19 protein-coding genes are annotated in these 18,435 nt (G+C 71.6%); all 19 read left to right on the top strand.

Going from position 1 to position 18,435, the window contains the following annotated elements:
- Positions 1–67 precede the first annotated feature (67 nt).
- The 19 genes from AC3WRM_RS02675 (at position 68) to AC3WRM_RS02585 (ending at position 18,429) form a co-directional block, all read left to right on the top strand.
- Positions 68–1,159, top strand: a complete 1,092-nt coding sequence (locus tag AC3WRM_RS02675; RefSeq protein ID WP_492270907.1) for a hypothetical protein — start codon at positions 68–70, stop codon at positions 1,157–1,159.
- Positions 1,160–1,218: 59 nt separating this feature from the next.
- A complete protein-coding gene (locus AC3WRM_RS02670; RefSeq protein ID WP_492247258.1) occupies positions 1,219–1,758 on the top strand; it encodes an HIT family protein in 540 nt (179 codons plus the stop codon).
- Entirely contained in the window at positions 1,758–2,396 is a 639-nt protein-coding gene (gene pgsA / locus AC3WRM_RS02665; RefSeq protein WP_492247259.1) for a phosphatidylinositol phosphate synthase, read from the top strand. The genes AC3WRM_RS02670 and pgsA overlap by 1 nt, the downstream gene beginning before the upstream one ends.
- A gap of 874 nt (positions 2,397–3,270) precedes the next feature.
- Positions 3,271–4,305 carry an AurF N-oxygenase family protein gene (locus AC3WRM_RS02660; protein WP_492247260.1) on the top strand — a complete coding sequence of 345 codons (1,035 nt, stop codon included), beginning with the start codon at positions 3,271–3,273 and terminating at the stop codon, positions 4,303–4,305.
- 1 nt (position 4,306) lies between these two features.
- Positions 4,307–5,956 carry an FAD-dependent oxidoreductase gene (locus tag AC3WRM_RS02655; RefSeq protein WP_492247261.1) on the top strand — a complete coding sequence of 550 codons (1,650 nt, stop codon included), beginning with the start codon at positions 4,307–4,309 and terminating at the stop codon, positions 5,954–5,956.
- 9 nt (positions 5,957–5,965) lie between these two features.
- Positions 5,966–6,892, top strand: coding sequence for a pyridoxal 5'-phosphate synthase lyase subunit PdxS (gene pdxS / locus AC3WRM_RS02650; protein WP_067857939.1), 927 nt, complete (start codon positions 5,966–5,968; stop codon positions 6,890–6,892).
- 201 nt (positions 6,893–7,093) lie between these two features.
- Positions 7,094–7,624 carry an alternate-type signal peptide domain-containing protein gene (locus tag AC3WRM_RS02645; RefSeq protein ID WP_492247262.1) on the top strand — a complete coding sequence of 177 codons (531 nt, stop codon included), beginning with the start codon at positions 7,094–7,096 and terminating at the stop codon, positions 7,622–7,624.
- Positions 7,625–7,720: 96 nt separating this feature from the next.
- Entirely contained in the window at positions 7,721–8,254 is a 534-nt protein-coding gene (locus tag AC3WRM_RS02640) for a signal peptidase I (protein WP_492247324.1), read from the top strand.
- A gap of 182 nt (positions 8,255–8,436) precedes the next feature.
- Entirely contained in the window at positions 8,437–8,859 is a 423-nt protein-coding gene (locus AC3WRM_RS02635; protein ID WP_492247263.1) for an LAVTG motif-containing sortase-dependent surface protein, read from the top strand.
- Positions 8,852–9,481, top strand: a complete 630-nt coding sequence (locus AC3WRM_RS02630; RefSeq protein ID WP_492247264.1) for a hypothetical protein — start codon at positions 8,852–8,854, stop codon at positions 9,479–9,481. The genes AC3WRM_RS02635 and AC3WRM_RS02630 overlap by 8 nt, the downstream gene beginning before the upstream one ends.
- On the top strand, positions 9,478–11,424 hold the full coding sequence (locus AC3WRM_RS02625) for an Ig-like domain-containing protein (protein WP_492247265.1): 1,947 nt from the start codon (positions 9,478–9,480) through the stop codon (positions 11,422–11,424). Before AC3WRM_RS02630 ends, AC3WRM_RS02625 begins: the two co-directional genes overlap by 4 nt.
- Before the next feature lie 245 nt (positions 11,425–11,669).
- Positions 11,670–12,293: a pyridoxal 5'-phosphate synthase glutaminase subunit PdxT gene (gene pdxT, locus AC3WRM_RS02620; protein WP_492247266.1), complete on the top strand. Its 624-nt coding sequence runs from the start codon at positions 11,670–11,672 to the stop codon at positions 12,291–12,293.
- A gap of 41 nt (positions 12,294–12,334) precedes the next feature.
- Entirely contained in the window at positions 12,335–13,090 is a 756-nt protein-coding gene (locus AC3WRM_RS02615; protein ID WP_492247267.1) for a YebC/PmpR family DNA-binding transcriptional regulator, read from the top strand.
- 856 nt (positions 13,091–13,946) lie between these two features.
- Positions 13,947–14,489 carry a crossover junction endodeoxyribonuclease RuvC gene (locus AC3WRM_RS02610; protein ID WP_067857930.1) on the top strand — a complete coding sequence of 181 codons (543 nt, stop codon included), beginning with the start codon at positions 13,947–13,949 and terminating at the stop codon, positions 14,487–14,489.
- Complete coding sequence (ruvA, locus tag AC3WRM_RS02605; protein WP_492247268.1) at positions 14,486–15,079, top strand: Holliday junction branch migration protein RuvA; 594 nt, start codon at positions 14,486–14,488, stop codon at positions 15,077–15,079. The genes AC3WRM_RS02610 and ruvA overlap by 4 nt, the downstream gene beginning before the upstream one ends.
- Before the next feature lie 5 nt (positions 15,080–15,084).
- The gene (ruvB, locus tag AC3WRM_RS02600) at positions 15,085–16,140 is read left to right on the top strand and encodes a Holliday junction branch migration DNA helicase RuvB (protein WP_492247325.1); all 1,056 of its coding nucleotides are present in this window, start codon (positions 15,085–15,087) and stop codon (positions 16,138–16,140) included.
- 152 nt (positions 16,141–16,292) lie between these two features.
- Positions 16,293–16,586, top strand: coding sequence for a preprotein translocase subunit YajC (gene yajC / locus AC3WRM_RS02595; RefSeq protein WP_492247269.1), 294 nt, complete (start codon positions 16,293–16,295; stop codon positions 16,584–16,586).
- Entirely contained in the window at positions 16,586–18,217 is a 1,632-nt protein-coding gene (gene secD, locus AC3WRM_RS02590; protein ID WP_492247270.1) for a protein translocase subunit SecD, read from the top strand. The genes yajC and secD overlap by 1 nt, the downstream gene beginning before the upstream one ends.
- Positions 18,217–18,429 carry a hypothetical protein gene (locus AC3WRM_RS02585; protein WP_492247271.1) on the top strand — a complete coding sequence of 71 codons (213 nt, stop codon included), beginning with the start codon at positions 18,217–18,219 and terminating at the stop codon, positions 18,427–18,429. Before secD ends, AC3WRM_RS02585 begins: the two co-directional genes overlap by 1 nt.
- Positions 18,430–18,435: the final 6 nt, after the last annotated feature.

Genomic DNA, 18,435 nt, shown 5'->3' with positions numbered 1-18,435 from the left:
CGTCTCCACAGACGCCGTTGCCGTGGGGCAGGACGGCCTCGCCGTCCCGCCGCCCGTAGAGGCATCGTTGGGTGAGGCGGGGCGAGGCCACGTCCGGTTCCTCGTCCTGGTCAAAGACACGTGGTACTACCTCGACGCGTCCGTCTTCTACCATCCTTCCCGCGCCGCCCTGCTGCGTGAGGCCTCGGTGCAGATCAGCGAACCAACGACCAAGAAGTGGTCTCACGGCGTCGACGTGCTGGGGCTCTCGCCGCTCTACGAGGTGGCCGACGAGTCCGGAGCCTGCGCCGAGGCGCCAGCTCGCGACGTGCAGCTGGAGGTCTGGGCAACTCACGGGATCACGGGTCAGCGCACGCTGCTCGGCCGGGTGGACGTGAATCGTCGCGTCTGGAGCCTCATGACCTATCCGCCGACCACCGGCCCCTTCTCCCTCACCGTCGAGCAGGTCCGAGCCGGGCAACGGCGCCAGGTCGCCGACACCGCGAACGTCACCCTCGTTCCCGACGACACGCGGCTGGGCGTCACGGTGCCGGAAACACGAGCCCACTCGCTGGGTCGTCGCCGCCAGGACGTGTGGTGGATGCCCCGCGGGACGCGCTTCACGCTCGTGGTGACGCAGCAGCAGCAGTACTGGCGTCCGGTCGAGCTCGACGGCCCCTCGAGGATCGTCACCGCGCGCTTCAGGGCGTGGGGTGCGCGGGCGGCCACGACCCTGTCCGACATCGTGCTGACTCGTGGCACCGACTTCCGCATCGGGCGACAGAATCAGGTCATGCGCGGAGGTGGCCACGTCGAGCTCGCCTCCGCCGCTACCGCGACCGAGTCGGCGGGTCGGGTCGGTGCGGACGTCCGACTGCTGCCCCGCCCGTCGTTTCCCTCACGCACCACGCGAGCGCGGGCCTACCATCCCGTCACCCGCACCGTGACGGTGAAGGACGGAGCGGGACTGAAGGCGTGGCTCGAGCTGAGGACCCGGGACGGCTGGTCGCCCGCCGGGCGGGAGCGCACGATCGGCAAGGACGGTCGGGTCCGCCTCCGCCTGGATAACGACACTCGACGCACGCGTCAGTACCGACTCACCATCTGGGCTCCGTCCTATGACGGCGGACTGGAGCAGATCATGGTGGCGCGCGGTCGTTGGACCATCCAGAACCGGTGACATCGCACCACCGCGTCGGTCCCGGCAGGCGCAGCGAACCCCTCGTCTAGGGTGGTCGGGTGAGCCTCGACGACCGCCTGGAGCGTCTCTGGGTGCCGTACCGCATGTCCTACGTGCGGGGCGAGGAGCCCGAGCCCGACGACACGTGCCCCTTCTGCCGCATCGCGGCCGGGGGAGCGCAGTCCGAGCTCGTCGTGCATCGCGGGGCCACCTGCTTCGTCGTGCTCAACCTCTACCCGTACAACCCGGGACACCTCATGGTCGTGCCGAACCGGCACGTCGCCGACTACACCGACCTGACCGCCGACGAGACCGCCGAGGTGGCGGCCCTGACGCAGACGGCGCTGCGCACCATCCGCGCCGTGTCGGCACCGCAGGGGTTCAACGTCGGGCTGAACCTCGGGGGAGTGGCTGGTGGCTCGCTGTCGCAGCACCTGCACCAGCACGTCGTGCCGCGCTGGTCGGGCGACGCCAACTTCATGACCGTGCTGGGCCGCACCAAGACGCTGCCGCAGCTGCTCGAGGACACCCGCGACCTGCTGGCCGAGGCCTGGCCTGCAGCCCCCACCACCACTACGACCACCCTTGGGGACGTCTGATGCTCGAACGCTTCCGCCAGTTCTGGACCAACGTGTGGTCCCCACTGGCAGACCTCCTGCTGCGCCTCGGCGTGAAGCCCGACCACGTGACCATCGTCGGCACGCTCGGCGTCACCGCCGGCGCCCTGTGGTTCTTCCCGCGCGGGCAGTTCTTCATCGGCGTCATGGTGGTCACGGCCTTCGTGTTCAGCGACCTCATGGACGGCTACATGGCCCGCAAGTCCGGGCAGTCGTCGAAGTGGGGGGCGTTCCTGGACTCCACGCTCGACCGGGTCGGCGACGCGGCCGTCTTCGGCGGCCTGCTGCTCTACTACACGCGCCCCGACGCGGAGTCGACGCTCGGCCCGGCCGAGCTGTACCTCGGCCTCAGCCTCGCCTGCCTCGTGCTCGGCAGCCTTACGTCCTACGCCCGCGCCCGCGCCGAGAGCCTCGGCATGCAGGCCAAGGGCGGCATCGCCGAGCGCGCCGACCGCCTCGTCGCCATCCTCGTCATGACCGGCTTCTCCGGCCTCTTCGACCTCCCCGTGCTGCGTGAGGTGACGCTCTGGGCGCTCGCCCTCGCCAGCCTCGTCACCGTCTTCCAGCGCATGGCGATCGTCCACCGACAGGCCGTGCAGCAACCGGGCCTCGACGCCTGACGTCCCGCCGCCCGGGGGCTGCGTCGTGTGGCTTCTCGGGCGGGTGGGGGTGCGCTGGCGTGGCTTCCCGTCGACCTGCGGCTGCGCTGGTGTGGGTTCGATATCGGGTGGGGCTGCGCTGGCGTGGCTTCGTGGTCGGGTGGGGCTGCGCTGGCGCGGCTTCTCGTGGGTGTGGTCTCCGAAAGGCCTCGACCGGCCGGCTGGCAGCGGTGCTGACCTGGGTTCTCGGGCTACGGCTCGCGTTGGACGCAAGATTCTGCGTTTGCGCGTGCCGGCGGTGGATCTGCCACCTTCTGGGCGCTCTACAGGTGGCAGATCCACCGACGCGGAGGCCAGGCGTGTGAAGGATTCTTCCTTTTCGTGGAACGGTCCACGAAAAGGAAGAATCCTTCGTCCCCCCAACGCAAAGGGCACCCAAGATTCTGCATTCGCGCGATTGAGACCAAACGCTCCTGCGTTTGCTACGGGATCCCGTAGCAAACGCAGCATCCTTGGAGTCCCAGCGCACGAACGCAGATTCTTGCGTCCCACGCGTGCCACAGCCCGAGACCCGAAGCCGGCTCCCGCCCAGCTGCCCGGTCGAGGCCCTTTCGGAGCGCAGGACGAGTCAAAGCCGCGCCAGCGCAGCCCCACCCGAACGAGAAGCCGCGCCAGCGCACCCCCCACCCGAGCGAGAAGCCGCAGCAGCGCAGCCCCACCCCAAGGGGAAGCCACGCCAGCGCAGCCCCACCCGACCTCCAACCCGCACCCCCCGCACGAGAACCTGACCCGCAGCCGCAGGTCGCCGAGAGGCCCAAGATGCTCCGCGAAACCATGACACTACTAATGTGACATTGGTCTTGACACATAGCGACCGCCGTCACATACTCGCGGTATGACCCTCATGGACGAGCAGGATCTCGACCGCACCCAGGAGAGCCTCGCGTCGCTCGCGACGCCGGAGTACGAGGCGACGCTCCGGGCCCTGTCGCAGGCGTCGGTCGACCGGAACTTCGACGCATTCGTCGACGTCCCGTGGGACGACCCCGACTTCCGCATCGACCCCCACGACCGGCACTGGGTGCTCACCGAGGCCGACCCGCTCGGTCGCCACCCCTGGTACCAGAACCTGCCCGTCGAGCGGCAGATCGAGATCGGGATGTGGCGCTACGCCAACATCTTCAAGGTGGGTCTGCAGTTCGAGAACCTGCTGATCCGCGGCATCATGCAGTACGTCTTCACCCGCCCGAACGGGTCGGCCGAGTTCCGCTACCTCACCCACGAGGCCACGGAGGAGTGCCACCACACGCAGATGTTCCAGGAGTGCGTCAACCGCATCGGCGCCGACGTCCCGGGCATGCCGCGCTGGATGCGGGCGCTGCACGGTGTCATCCCGCTGTTCGCGTCCCGCTACCCGCTCGGCTTCTTCATCGCGGTCCTGGCCGGCGAGGAGCCGATCGACCACACGCAGAAGCGGATGCTGCGCGAGGGCGCGAACCTGCCGCCGGTCATGCGACGCATCATGCAGATCCACGTCGCGGAGGAGGCGCGCCACATCTCCTTCGCCCACGCCTACGTGATGCGCAGCGGCCCCCACCTCGGGAAGGTCGACCGCTGGATCATGTCGATGATGTTCCCGATCATCATGCGCGTCGCGGGCGACCTCATCCTCGTGCCCCCGAAGGAGCTGCGCACCCAGATGGGCGTGCCTCAGGAGGTCATCGACGAGCTGTACTGGGACGCGCCCGAGTCCCGCGAGTTCCTCGCCGAGCTGTTCAGCGACGTGCGCATGCTGGCCGAGGAGTCGACGCTCATGACGCGCTCGTCGCGCCGCGTCTGGCGCTGGCTGAAGATCGACGGCCGGCCCTCGCGCTACCGCAGCGAGCCGCCGGCGCGGCTGACCGACCCGTCCCCGGTCGGTCCGTCCTGACGTGCCGCACGTCGTCACCCAGGCGTGCTGCGGCGACGCCGCCTGCGCCTTCGCCTGCCCGGTCAACTGCATCCACCCGACGCCCGACGAGCCCGACTTCGCCACGTCGGACATGGTCTACATCGACCCCCAGGCGTGCGTCGACTGCGGTGCGTGCGTCAGGGCCTGCCCCGTCGGCGCGATCAAGCCGGCGTCGAGGCTCACGCCCGACGAGCAGGTCTTCGTCGAGCTGAACGCGCTGTTCCACGCCGGCTCCGACGTCGGCAACGGGCTCGAGTCGCCCACCCGTCCGGCGCAGGCACCCGTGCCGCCGGTCGTCCGGCTGCCGCCCGAGCGCCGGCTCGACGTCGCCGTGGTCGGCGCAGGGCCTGCCGCGCTGTACGCCGCCGACGAGCTGCTGAAGCAGCGTGGTGTGCGGGTCACGGTCGTCGACCGGCTCCCCACCCCTCACGGCCTGGTGCGTGCCGGCGTCGCGCCCGACCACCAGCACACGAAGGCCATCACCGACCTCTTCGCGCGCATCGAGGCGCAGCCCGGCTTCTCCTACGCCCTCGGGCTGGAGGTGGGTGTCGACGTCACGCACGAGCAGCTCCTGCAGCGCCACGACGCGGTCGTCTACGCCACGGGCGCGTCCGCCGACCGTCGCCTCGGGATCCCGGGGGAGGACCTGCCGGGCAACACCACCGCGACGGCCGTCGTCGCCTGGTACAACGGCCACCCCGACCACGTGGCCACCCCGATCGACCTCGACGCCGGACGCACCGTGGTCGTCGGCAACGGCAACGTCGCCCTCGACGTCGCCCGCGTGCTGCTCAGCGACCCCGCGGAGCTGGCCGGCACCGACATCGCCGACCACGCCCTCGAGGCGCTGCGGACCAGCCATCTGCGTTGCGTCGAGCTGGTCGCCCGACGCGGACCCGCCCAGGCGGCGTTCACCGTGCCCGAGCTCGTCGGGCTGCTGCACCACCCCGACGTCGACGTCGTCGTGCCGCAGCGCGACCTGCTCGACGGCGACGACGTGAAGAGCCGACTGCTCCGCGAAGGGACCACGGCCGAGCCGGTCGAGGGACGACGTCACGTGCTCCTGCGCTTCCTCGCCGCCCCCGTCGAGGTGCTCGGCGAGCGTGCGGTTACCGGGCTGCGCCTCGCGCGCACCCGTCTGGAGACCACAGCAGACGGCACCGTCGTCGCGGTGCCCACGGGTGAGCTGGAGGACGTCGCCACCACGACGGTCCTGCGCTCGGTCGGCTACCGCTCCACGCCCGTGCCCGGAGTGCCCTTCGACCCGGTCGCCCACCGCATCCCGAACGTCGGCGGTCGCGTGCTCCAGGCCCCCGGTGGGGCGCTGCTGCCGCGCACGTACGTGGTCGGGTGGGCCAAGCGCGGCCCGACCGGCTTCATCGGCACCAACAAGTCGTGCTCGCTGGAGACCGTCAACCACCTCCTCGCCGACGTCGCGCTGGGCCGGCTCGACGCCGCACCCGCCTCCGAGCCGTCGGTGCAGACCCGAGCGGGGCTCGACCTCGACGCCTGGCGACGCCTCGACGCGCACGAGCGCGCCGCGGGACGCGAGCAGGGCCGTCCGCGCCGCAAGGTCGTCGACCGCGCACGGATGCTGGACGTCGTGAACGGCGCCGCGCGCGCTCGATAGACTGGGACGGTGAGCACCCCGCAGACCTCCCCGACCCCCGACGGCACCAGCACCCCGAGCGTGGGCACGGCCCGCGTGAAGCGCGGCATGGCCGAGATGCTGAAGGGCGGCGTCATCATGGACGTCGTCGACGCCGACCAGGCGCGCATCGCCGAGGACGCCGGCGCCGTGGCCGTCATGGCGCTCGAGCGCGTCCCGGCCGACATCCGTGCCCAGGGTGGTGTCGCGCGCATGAGCGACCCCGACCTCATCGACGGCATCATCGAGGCCGTCTCGATCCCGGTCATGGCGAAGGCGCGGATCGGCCACTTCGCCGAGGCGCAGGTGCTCCAGAGTCTCGGCGTCGACTACATCGACGAGTCCGAGGTCCTCACCCCGTCCGACTACGCCAACCACATCGACAAGTGGGCCTTCAACGTCCCGTTCGTGTGCGGTGCGACCAACCTCGGCGAGGCGCTGCGCCGGCTCACCGAGGGCGCGGCGTTCATCCGCTCCAAGGGCGAGGCCGGCACCGGTGACGTGTCGAACGCCGTCACGCACATCCGCAAGATCACCGGCGAGATCCGCCGCCTGCAGTCGCTGCGCGAGGACGAGCTGTACGTCGCCGCCAAGGAGCTGCAGGCGCCCTTCGAGCTGGTCAAGGAGGTCGCCGAGCTCGGCAAGCTGCCCGTCACGCTGTTCACCGCCGGCGGCATCGCCACGCCCGCCGACGCCGCGCTCGTCATGCAGCTCGGCTCGGAGGGCGTGTTCGTCGGCTCGGGCATCTTCAAGTCCGGCAACCCGCAGCAGCGCGCCGAGGCCATCGTCAAGGCCACCACCTTCTACGACGATCCCGACGTGGTCGCCAAGGTCTCCCGCGGCCTCGGCGAGGCCATGGTCGGCATCAACGTCGACGACATCCCCGAGCCGCACCGACTCGCCGAGCGCGGCTGGTGACCTGCGTCACCGGCATTCCAGCGAGAAGGACGAACGTCCCTCGATCTCGAGGGGCGTTCGTCGTTGTCGGGCGGGGACATTCCTCCTCAAAAGTTGCGCACATATCTCAACTCGTTGCGACCGATTGTTGAAACTTGGATGATCTTCCACGGGAGCGCCGTTACCGACCGGTAGTGGTGAGATCGAAGAGGGAGAACTTCAATGAAGACGTCTGTCAAGGGCGCCCTGGCGCTGAGTGCTGCTGCTGTCCTGCTCGCCGGAGGAGCCGGCACGCTGGCCTACTGGAGTGCCGACGGCAAGGTCGACGCCGGTGCGATCAGCTCCGGTCGTATCGTCATGAGCGGCATGTCCTGCAGTGACTCCTGGAAGACCGCCGACGGAGCGGTCGTCACCGCCGTGGTCCCTGGTGACGTCGTCACGAAGTCGTGCAGCGGCACGCTCACCGGCGAGGGCGAGAACCTGCTCGCGAAGGTCGAGATCAACCAGGACTCCGTCGCTCGCACGCTGAGCCTCCTCGGTGCCGAAGGCGGGACTGCCGACACGCTCGACGTCGCCGCCGTGCTGACCAGCCCCAGCGGCGCCGACCGCGTGCCGGTCGGTTCGAGCCCCACGGACGTGTCCTTCGACCTGACGGTGACCTACCCGTACGGGTCGGGCGTCAACGACGACTCGCAGGACGCGACGACCGCCGCGCTCGACAACCTCCAGGTCTACGTGACCCAGGTCCGCTGACCCCGAGGCGCACGCGTCCCGACAGGCGGGGCGGGCACCGGGCCACGCCCTGCCCGTCCTCGGTCGGGACGCACCGAGGAGGTGATCCACGTGCGCATGCTGCTGTCCTGGTCGGTCCGGCTCGTCGCCTGGATCGTCATGCTCGCCGCCCTGCTTGCGGTTGCTGCTGCCGTCCTGGTGCCGCGACTCGGGGGTGCGACGCCCTACACGGTGCTGACCGGATCCATGGAGCCGCACCTCCCCCCGGGCACGCTCGTCGTCGCCCGGCCGGTCGACCCGGCCGACGTGCGCGTCGGTGACGTCGTCACCGTGCAGCTCGAGTCCGGCCGGAGCGGGTACGTCACCCACCGCGTCGTGCAGGTCGAGCACACCCTCAAGGGCGAGATGCTCTTTCGCACGCAGGGAGACGCCAACCGGACGGCCGACCTCGACCTGCGACGTCCCGAGCAGATTCGCGGTCGCCTCTGGTACGCGGTGCCCGAGCTCGGCCGGCTCAGCGGGACCCTGGACCCGCAGCAGCGGCAGCACGGCATCCAGCTGGTGGCCGCGGGGCTCGTGCTCTACGCCGGGTCGACCTTCATGACCGCGTTCCGCGACAGCCGTCGCCGCCGGGACGAGGTGCTGGCGTGAGGGCGGCGACGACGAGGCGCGCGACGGCTCTCCTCACCACGGTCCTCCTCGTCGGCGTCCCAGGGGGCCCGGCCCACGCCGGCCGCGACATCGACTTCAGCCGCGATGGTCGAACGTGGGCGCCTCAGCTGACGGCACCGCTCTTCGACCCCGAGATGCGATGGGTTCCCGGAGACCGCCGCGTGGCGAGCTTCTGGGTGCGCAACGGCGGTCCCGCCGGGGCGGTCATGCGTGTGCGCGCCGAGGTCGTCGGCGACCTCGTGCACCGGGGCGACGTCATCCTCCGGGCGCGGACGGCGCGGACCGGCTGGGTCGAGCTCGGCGGGCCCGTCTCCACCGCGGACCGAGGACCCGGGGTCGGGCGTAGTGGGAGCACCCGGGTCGACGTCGAGGCGACGTTCGACCCGGCCGCCACGAACCAGACGCAGGAGGAGCAGGTCGAGCTCGGCGTCGACATCACCCTCACGGCCGACCGTGTGGACGAAGGGGCCCCGTTGCCGGCCACCGGCACGACCGTGCCGGCCTGGCTGCTCGTGTCGGCGGCCGCGTCGCTGCTCGCGGGTGCCCTCCTCCTCCGACGCCGCAGGAGGGGCCACCATGGCTGAGCTCGACCGCACGCACCGCGGCCGGCGGAGCCCGTTGCGGCTGCTCGCCGGAGCCGCCTGCCTGCTGCTCGTGGTCGTCGGGCTGCTGCGGCCCACCGGGGCCTCGTGGACGGCGGACGCCGAGGTGGACGCAGGTCGCCTCGTGTCGGGTCGCCTCGACGTCACAGTGGCTGCCGGGACAGGCCCGGACGGCACGTCCGTCACCGCGGGCGCCCTGGGCGTCTCCGACCTGCTGCCCGGCGACAGCCGTGCCGTGCAGGTCACGGTGCGCAACGCGTCGGCGAGCGCCCCGTTCGTGTTCACGGTCCGTGGTCGCGCCACTACCACGCAGCTGCGCGACGCCCTGCGCGTGCGGGTGTGGGCGGACGCCACCGCGCGCACGTCCGGCAGCAGCGCGACCGGGTGGACGGGCTCGTGCGATGCGGGCGCGCCGCTGGCCGCGGAGACCGCGCTCGGCGTCACCGACGCCTCGCTGTCGTCGTCGGTCGTGGGCCCCCTCGCCCCTGGCGGCACGCGACGTCTCTGCCTGCGGGTCTTCGTCCCCGCGGACGCGCCGACCTCGGCCCAGGGCGCCGCCGGTCGTCTCGTGCTCACCGTCGACGCCCGGTCGGTGCGCCGATGAGGGCGTCGGTCGCGGTCCGCGCGGTCGTCGTGCGCCTGCTGCTCGTAGCGCTCGTGACGTCGGCCGTGCTCGTGCTGGCCGCGCAGCTCGGGGGACTTGGTGTCGCTCGCCTGACATCAGGCTCGATGGCACCGTCGGCGCCTGCCGGGACGCTCGCCGTCACTCGGGAGGTGCGCGCCACGGGCGTCGACGTGGGCGACGTCGTGCGGGTGGGCCTGCCCGACGGTGGGAACGTGACCCACCGCGTGGTGGCGACCCGCCCCGCCACGCGCGGTGCGGTAGCCCTCGAGCTGCGCGGCGACGCGAACCGCAGCACCGACCCGGCACCGTACGTGGTGCACCACGTCGACACCGTGCTCGTCATGGTGCCGGGGATGGGCGACGCCCGGAAGGCGTGGGCCGCCGTGGCGGCCGCGCTGCTGCTCACCGCCGTCGTCGTGCGTCGTCGCCCGCGGCACCGCCGCGGACGCGCCGGCCACGTGCCCGCGTCGGCGTCCGCCGGTACGACGGTCACGGTGCTGCTCGCGCTGGTCGCCGCCACCGCGGCGCCGACCGCGGCCGCCTGGACGGACTCGGCCATGCTGACGTCGGGGGAGGTCGCGACGCTCGGCGCCGTGCCTTCGCCGACACAGCCGACGTGCGCCGCCGCTGGCTCGGGCGTCGACGCGAGCTGGGCGGACGTGGGCGTCCGGTACCGGTACCGCGCCTCGCTGCTGCGGGTCGGAGACGAGGCGCGGCTGGGCTCGGTCGTCGACCTCCCGCCGTCCGGTGGGAGTCGTGCGACCCACAGGTTCGGCGCGGGCACGTTCGGCGGTCTGCCGAGCGACGGCGTGCTCAACGCCGTGGTGCGGGTGGAGGCGCTGCCTGCGGCTGCCGGGTCGACCTGGGTCTCGCCGCGGTCCGTCGACGTCGCTGTGCACGCCACCCGCGACCGCGGCGCGCTCCGGTGCGGCCACGACACCACCACGTCCGTCACGACCACGGGGGTCGTCGACGACTCCGGCCTCGTGGGCGACGACGTCACCAACGTCCGGTCCAACGCTCTGCGGGGCACGGCGGAGGCGAGAGCGGTCGTGGTGGTACGGCGCGGCGGCACCGTGCTCGCGACGACGACCGCGGACCGCGCGGGCTCCTGGACGAGCCCGCGCTTCGACCTCGCCGAGGGTTCGCAGTCCCTGCAGGTCACGGCTACCGACGAGGCCGGCAACGCGGCGTCGGCCTCGCGCACCGTCGTGCTCGACACGGTGGCGCCGAGGCTCACGACCAGCATCGCGGCCTGCCCGACCGTCGGCAACCCGGTCGTCGGCGCGGACGGAGTCCGGTGGTGCCGGGCGACGTCGCTGCGGTGGACCGTGGAGGTCGACGACCCCGGCAGCGGGGTGCCGACCGACGCCGTCCAGGTCTCCGAGGGCGACGGGGCGTGGCACCGGTACGACGGCGGACTCGACCTGCGCGAGGGCGCTGGCCGCGCGGTCCGCGTGCGGGCGACCGACCGCGCCGGTAACGAGGCGACGGCTGAAGACCGCACCTGGCTGGACGGGACGCCGCCGCGCGTCACCCTCTCCTACCCGAACGGCGGGGGCACGCTGCTCAGCGGGACGTTGCTCGCCGGTCTCGGCTCGGTCTGCGGCAGCGGCTCCGTCGGCTGCGGGACCGTCGAGGACGACGCGAGCGGGGTCGCTCAGGTCCGCTGGAGCCTGGAGCGGTCTGGGCTGTGGAGCGGCTGGTTGCGCGACACGACGGGCGCGACGTTCGCCTCGCCCGAGACACTGCACGACGCGCAGCTCTCGGGCGACCGATGGACCGCCGGGGTGCGCAGTCCCAGCCTCGTCTACAGCGGCCTGCTGCGGACGTACACGCTGCGGGTCGCGCAGGCGACGGACGAGGCGGGCAACGTCGCATGGTCGCCGGTCGCCACCTCCTTCTACGTCGCGCTGTTCTGACGAGGGACGCCGACCGCTGGTCACCTCGGCGGGTCCCCTGGGTAGACTCATGGCGTTCCGCTCGGCTGGAGTGTCCGGCGTGGAGCGAGGGAGCGCGACATCTGCCGGTGCGCGGGCTCCCGACCCCAGACCCGATCGGGAGGGATGCCGTGAGGGAGCGGCGGGGGTGTGAGGCGCTCAGCGCCCGCCCCCGCCTGCTGGGTCCTCTCCGACGTCCCGAGCGCCGGCGTCACTAGGCTGTCCCAGTGACCTCCCCGACCATCGGCGTCTTCGCCCTCCAGGGCGACGTCCGCGAGCACGTGCAGGCTCTCCAGGCGTTGGGGGCGGACGTCGTCGCCGTGCGCCGCGAGGAGGAGCTCGACCGGGTCGACGGCCTCGTCATCCCGGGAGGTGAGTCGACCACGATGATCAAGCTGGCCGACGTGTTCGGCGTGGCCGACGCGTTCCGCCGCCGGATCGCCGAGGGACTGCCGACGTTCGGCACGTGCGCGGGCATGATCATGCTCGCCGACCGCATCGTCGACGGTGCCGACGGCCAGACCACGTTCGGCGGGCTCGACGTCACCGTGCGCCGCAACGCCTTCGGTCGCCAGGTCGACTCCTTCGAGGCGCAGGTGCCGTTCACGACGTTCCCGGACCCCGTCCACGCCGTGTTCATCCGGGCGCCGTGGGTGGAGCAGACCGGCCCCGACGTCGAGGTGCTCGCCCGCGTCCCGGTCGTGCTGGACGCGGCGACGGACGACACCGACGAGCGAGCCGATAGGATCGTCGCGGTCCGGCAGGGTGCCCTGCTGGCGACGTCGTTCCACCCGGAGGTGGGGGACGACCTGCGCCTGCACCGCCTGTTCCTGGACCTCGTGGACATGTAGGGATCCGCCACCTGCCGAGGTGGCGCGGAAAGGGGCACGGGATGTCAGGCCACTCCAAGTGGGCGACGACCAAGCACAAGAAGGCCGCGATCGACGCCAAGCGCGGCAAGATGTTCGCCAAGCTGATCAAGACGATCGAGGTGGCGGCGCGCACCGGCGGGCCCGACCCCGACGGCAACCCGACCCTGTACGACGCCATCCAGAAGGCGAAGAAGTCGTCGGTCCCGAACGACAACATCGACCGCGCGGTCAAGCGCGGTGGTGGCATCGGCGGCGACGCGGTCGACTACACCACGATCATGTACGAGGTCTACGGGCCGAGCGGCGTCGCGCTGCTCGTGGAGTGCCTCACCGACAACAAGAACCGGGCCGCGATGGAGGTGCGCACCGCGGTGTCGCGCAACGGCGGGACCCTCGCCGACCCCGGCTCCGTCGCCTACCTGTTCCACCGCAAGGGCGTTGTGCAGGTGCCCGCGCAGGACACCAGCGAGGACGACATCCTGATGGCCGTGCTCGACGCCGGCGCCGAGGAGGTCAAGGACCACGGCGAGAGCTTCGAGGTGATCAGCGAGGCGTCCGACCTGGTCGCCGTCCGCAGCGCCCTCCAGGACGCCGGCCTCGACTACGACTCCGCCGAGGCCTCGTTCGTCCCCTCGGTCGAGGTGCCCGTCGACGTCGACGGCGCCAAGAAGGTGATCAAGCTCGTCGACGCCCTCGAGGACCTGGACGACGTGCAGAACGTCTTCTCCAACGTCGACATCAGCGACGACGTGCTCGCGGAGCTCGACGAGGACTGACGTCGGGGGTCTTCTTGCGGGGGCGTGGCTCGGTGCTGCGCTGCCTGCGGGGGTCGTGACCTTGCTGCTGCGCTGGCGCAGGGGGTCTCGACCTGCTGCTGCGTCGCCTGCGGTCGTCGTGACGTTGCTGGTGCGCTGCCTCGGCGTTCGCTGGAGGTGGTCTCCGAAAGGGCCTCGACCGGCAGCGGGCCTGGAGATGGTTTCGGGTCGCGGGGTCTGGCCTGGGCCCGTGGGTGACGCACGATTCTTCTTCTCCGCGTTCTCGGGCCAGGATTCTTCGTTTGAGAGTCCCGTCGGTGGATCTGCCACCTTCTGAGCGCTCTACAGGTGGCGCATCCACCGACGAGGGGGCCAGACGTGTGAACGATGCTTCCTTCTCGTGGAACGGTCCACGAGAAGGAAGAATCCTTCGTCTCCCCAACGCAAAGGGCACCCAAGATTCTGCATTCACGCGAACCAGGTCGAACGCTTCTGCGTTCGCGACGGGATCCCGTCGCAAACGCAGAACCCTTCGAGTCCCAGCGCACGAACGCAGCATCTTGCGTCCCACAGCGCGAGCCACAGCCCGAGACCCCAGACCAGCGCCGTCGCCAGCTGCCCGGTCGAGGCCCTTTCGGAGACCAGGCACAGCGAAAGCCGAGGCAGCGCACCAGCAAGCACAGACCCCCGCAGGCAGCGCACCAGCACGACCAGACCCACTAAGGCAGCGCACCAGCAAGCACAAAGCCCCCGCAGGCAGCCCACCAGCACGCCCCCCGCGCCCAGCGCACCAGCAGCACCGCCGACTGCAGCCACACCCGACCCACCCCGGCGTGGCGTCCGAGCCGGCGCGGCGGCGGCGCGTTATCGTTCGAACATGCGTTCCCCCACGCGCGTGCTCGCGGTCGATCCCGGGCTGACGCGGCTCGGTCTCGGTGTGGTGCAGGGCTCCGTCGGTCGGCCGCTGGAGATGGTGCACGTCGACGTGCTGCGCACACCGGCCGACCTCGACACCGCTCGTCGTCTGCACCGGCTCGAGCAGGGGTTGGAGGAGGCGGTGCGTCTGCACCGGCCGCACGTCGTGGCCGTCGAGCGGGTGTTCAGCCAGAACAACGTCAGCACCGTCATGGGCACCGCGCAGGCGAGCGCGGTCGCGATGCTCGTGGCCGCGCGGCACGGTGTCGACGTCAAGCTGCACACGCCCAGCGAGGTCAAGGCCGCCGTCACGGGCAGCGGCCGCGCCGACAAGGCGCAGGTGGCGGCCATGGTGGTGCGGCTGCTGCGCCTCGCGGAGGCGCCCAAGCCGGTCGACGCCACCGACGCGCTCGCGCTCGCGATCTGCCAGATCTGGCGTGGCGGGGCGCAGAACCGTCTGCAGCAGGCCCACGCCGCCGCCCAGCGCAAGGAGTCCCTCCGGTGATCGCCCACGTCCGCGGCCAGGTGGCCGCCCTCTCGCTCGACTCCGCCGTCATCGACGTCGGCGGGCTCGGGCACCTCGTGCACTGCACGCCCGGCACCATCGCCCGGCTGCGGCTGGGGGAGCAGGCCCAGCTCGCCACCACGCTGGTCGTCCGCGAGGACTCCCTGACCCTCTACGGGTTCGCCGACGCCGACGAGCGCGACATGTTCCTGCTGGTGCAGACCGCCAGCGGCATCGGGCCCAAGGTCGCCCTCGCCATGCTCGCCGTCCTCGCCCCCGACCGGCTGCGTCGCGCCATCGCCGAGTCCGACCACGCGGTGCTCACGTCGGTTCCGGGCATCGGCCGCAAGGGCGCCGAGCGGATCGTCGTCGAGCTCAAGGACCGCGTCGGCCCCGCACCCGTCGCGACGTCCGGCGGCACCGGTGGCGGTGAGCCGTGGCGGGCCCAGGTGCTCGAGGCGCTGCAGAGCCTCGGCTGGTCCGCGCGCGACGCCGAGCGAGCCATCGACGCCGTGGCCGACTCCGCAGGCGACGAGCCCGACGTCGGGCAGCTGCTGCGCCTCGCCCTGCGATCCCTGTCGAAGGCGTGAGCGGCGTGCACGACGAGTACCGCGACTCCTTCACCGACCTCGACGCCGTCCTCGCCGAGGCCACGCCCGACGACCGCGCCTTCGACGCCGCGCTGCGGCCGCGCACCCTCGAGGAGCTGGTCGGCCAGGAGCGGGTCCGCGAGCAGCTCTCGCTCGTGCTCGAGGCGGCGCAGCAGCGAGGGCGCACGCCCGACCACGTCCTGCTCTCCGGTCCTCCGGGCCTGGGCAAGACCACGATCGCGATGATCATCGCCCACCAGCTCGGCGCGCACCTGCGGCTCACCAGCGGTCCCGCCATCCAGCACGCCGGCGATCTCGCCGCCATCCTGTCCGGGGTCGACGAGGGCGACGTCCTCTTCATCGACGAGATCCACCGCATGTCGCGGCCCGCGGAGGAGCTGCTGTACATGGCGATGGAGGACTTCCGGGTCGACGTCGTCGTCGGCAAGGGCCCGGGCGCGACGGCGATCCCCCTCGAGATCCCGCCGTTCACCGTCGTCGGCGCCACCACCCGCGCCGGGCTCCTGCCCGGACCGCTGCGCGACCGGTTCGGCTTCACCGCCCAGCTCGACTACTACGAGGCGGCCGAGCTGCAACGCATCGTCGAACGGTCGGCCCGGCTGCTCGACCTCACCATCTCCGACGACGGCGCCCGCGAGATCGCCTCACGCTCCCGAGGGACCCCGCGCATCGCCAACCGGCTGCTGCGACGCGTCCGCGACTACGCCCAGGTCCGCGGCGACGGCACCGTCGGCCACCCCGAGGCCCGCAAGGCCCTCGCCCTGTACGAGGTCGACGACCTCGGCCTCGACCGGCTCGACCGTGCCGTGCTGCAGGCGCTCTGCGGCAGCTTCGGTGGGGGGCCGGTCGGCATCAGCACGCTCGCCGTCGCCGTCGGTGAGGAGCGCGAGACCGTCGAGGAGCTGGCCGAGCCGTTTCTCGTCCGGCTGGGCTTCCTCGCGCGCACCCCGCGCGGGCGCATCGCGACACCGGCCGCGTGGCGCCACCTCGGGCTGGCCGCACCGGCCGACCCCGAGCAGCTCCCGCTCGACGACGCGTAGGGCATCCCCACGGCGGGGCAGACGTCCGTCCCGACACGCCCTCGTGGAAGCATGGGAAGGGCCACGGTGCTTGGTTGCGTGTCTAAACTTCCTCCTGGCCCTGAGCCAGGTCCGCCCTGCGGACGACATCCCACCCTGACGGAGCATCTCCCGTGACCGACCTCTACAGCCTCCTGCCGATCGTCCTCCTGCTCGTGATCTTCTACCTGCTGGTCATGCGACCGGCCCGGGCCCGGCAGAAGGACTACCAGGCCACCCAGGACGCCCTCGAGCCCGGCCGTCGTGTCATGCTCGCCAGCGGCATCTACGGCGAGCTCGTCTCCCTCGGCGACCTCGAGGCACAGCTGCGCATCGCCCCGGACACCGTGATCACCGTCAACCGCCAGGCCGTCGCGAAGGTCGTCGACCTGAGCCCGACCCCCGAACCCGAGAGCCCGAACGACTGATGGCCAAGCCCGCGCACCGACCCGGGACCCCGCGTCCTCGTCGCACCCTCCTGCTGTTCCTCGCCCTCGTCGTCGCCCTCTACGGGCTGCTCGTCGGCGTCGACCTGAAGCACGACGACGGCGGCGTCTGGAAGCCGCGCCTCGGCCTCGACCTGCAGGGCGGCACCCGCATCACCCTGCAGGCCGAGGCGTCGTCCGGCGACGTGACCCCGGAGAAGCTGCGCGAGGCGCGCGACATCATCGACCAGCGCGTCAACGCCACCGGCGTCTCCGAGGCGGAGGTCACGACGCAGGGCGGCAACCAGGTGATCATCGAGATCCCCGGCGAGCGGCGCGGCAACATCGTCGACCAGGTCGGCAAGACCGCCCAGCTGCGCTTCCGGCTCGTCTGGGGCCAGGCGCAGGGTGCCACCGGCCAGCCGCTGGACGAGGCCGCACGCGCCAAGGCGGAGAAGGCGGTGGCCGACGTCGACTGGACGAAGCTCTCGCTCGACCAGATGATCGCCGCCGAGACCGACTCGCCCGCCACGCTGCCCAAGCAGTACGCCGACGGCGTCGCCGCGCTGCAGCAGCTGGCCGCCGGGTTCCAGTGCTCCCCGGACGGCAACCAGGTCGAGGACGTGCCGAGCCGCCCGCTCGTCACGTGCGACCCGACCAACGGGCAGGTCTTCGTCCTCAGCCCCTCGGTGATCGAGGGGTCGCAGGTCAAGAAGGCCGAGCAGGTCTACGACAGCCAGCGGTCGCAGTGGGTCGTCTCCATCGCGATGCGCGACGCCGGCTCCAAGGCGTTCGAGGCCGTCACCACGGCGCTCACCCCGCAGCAGAAGAGCTTCGCGATCGTCCTCGACGGCGAGGTGCTCAGCGCGCCGACGTCGCAGGCAGTCATCCGCAACGGGCAGTCCCAGATCCAGGGCACCTTCACCTCGACGTCGTCCAAGGTGCTCGCCAACCAGCTCACCTACGGTGCGCTGCCCCTGACCTTCAAAGTCAACGGCGTCTCCGTGGAGGGTCCCTCGCTCGCCGGCAGCCAGCTGCAGGCGGGTCTGCTCGCCGGCGGCGTGGGCCTGGTGCTGGTCATGGGATACCTGCTGCTCTACTACCGGGGTCTCGGCCTCGTGGCCATCGGCTCGCTGCTCATGGCCGCGGCCGTCAGCTACGCCATGGTGCTGCTGCTCGGGCAGTCGCTCGGGTTCACGTTGACGCTGCCCGGCATCGCGGGCCTCATCGTCGCCATCGGCATCACCGCCGACTCCTTCATCGTCCTGTTCGAACGCATCCGCGACGAGGTACGCGACGGCAAGTCGCTCCGGCTGGCGGTGGAGTCCGGATGGGAGCGCGCCCGGCGCACGATCCTGGCGGCCGACGGCGTCTCGCTGCTCGCCGCCGTGATCCTGTTCATCTTCGCGATCGGCGTGGTGCGCGGGTTCGCCTTCGCGCTCGGCCTGACGACGATCATCGACGTCATCGTCGTGTTCCTCTTCACCAAGCCGCTGATGTCGCTGCTCGCGAGCACGCGGTTCTTCGGCAAGGGGCACAAGCTCTCCGGCTTCGACGCCGCCCACCTCGGCATCGGTGAGCGTGCCGTCGACCAGTCCGGCCCCGCCCGGACCCGCACGGGAGGACGCGCCTGATGGGACGTCTCAGCAGCTTCGGACAGCACCTCTACACCGGCCGCGTGTCGGTCGACTTCGTCGGCCGACGCCGCCTCTGGTACGCGATCTCGGTCGTGATCATCCTGGTGTCCACGCTCGGCTTCGTCGTGCAGGGCTTCAACCTCGGCATCGGTGAGCGTGCCGTCGACCAGTCCGGCCCCGCCCGGACCCGCACGGGAGGACGCGCCTGATGGGAC

This window comes from Aeromicrobium sp. EU05-FHT14F07, from assembly GCF_058790455.1.
The sequence above is the reverse complement of the archived record's forward strand: the minus strand, read 5'-3'. Positions and strand labels throughout refer to the sequence as shown.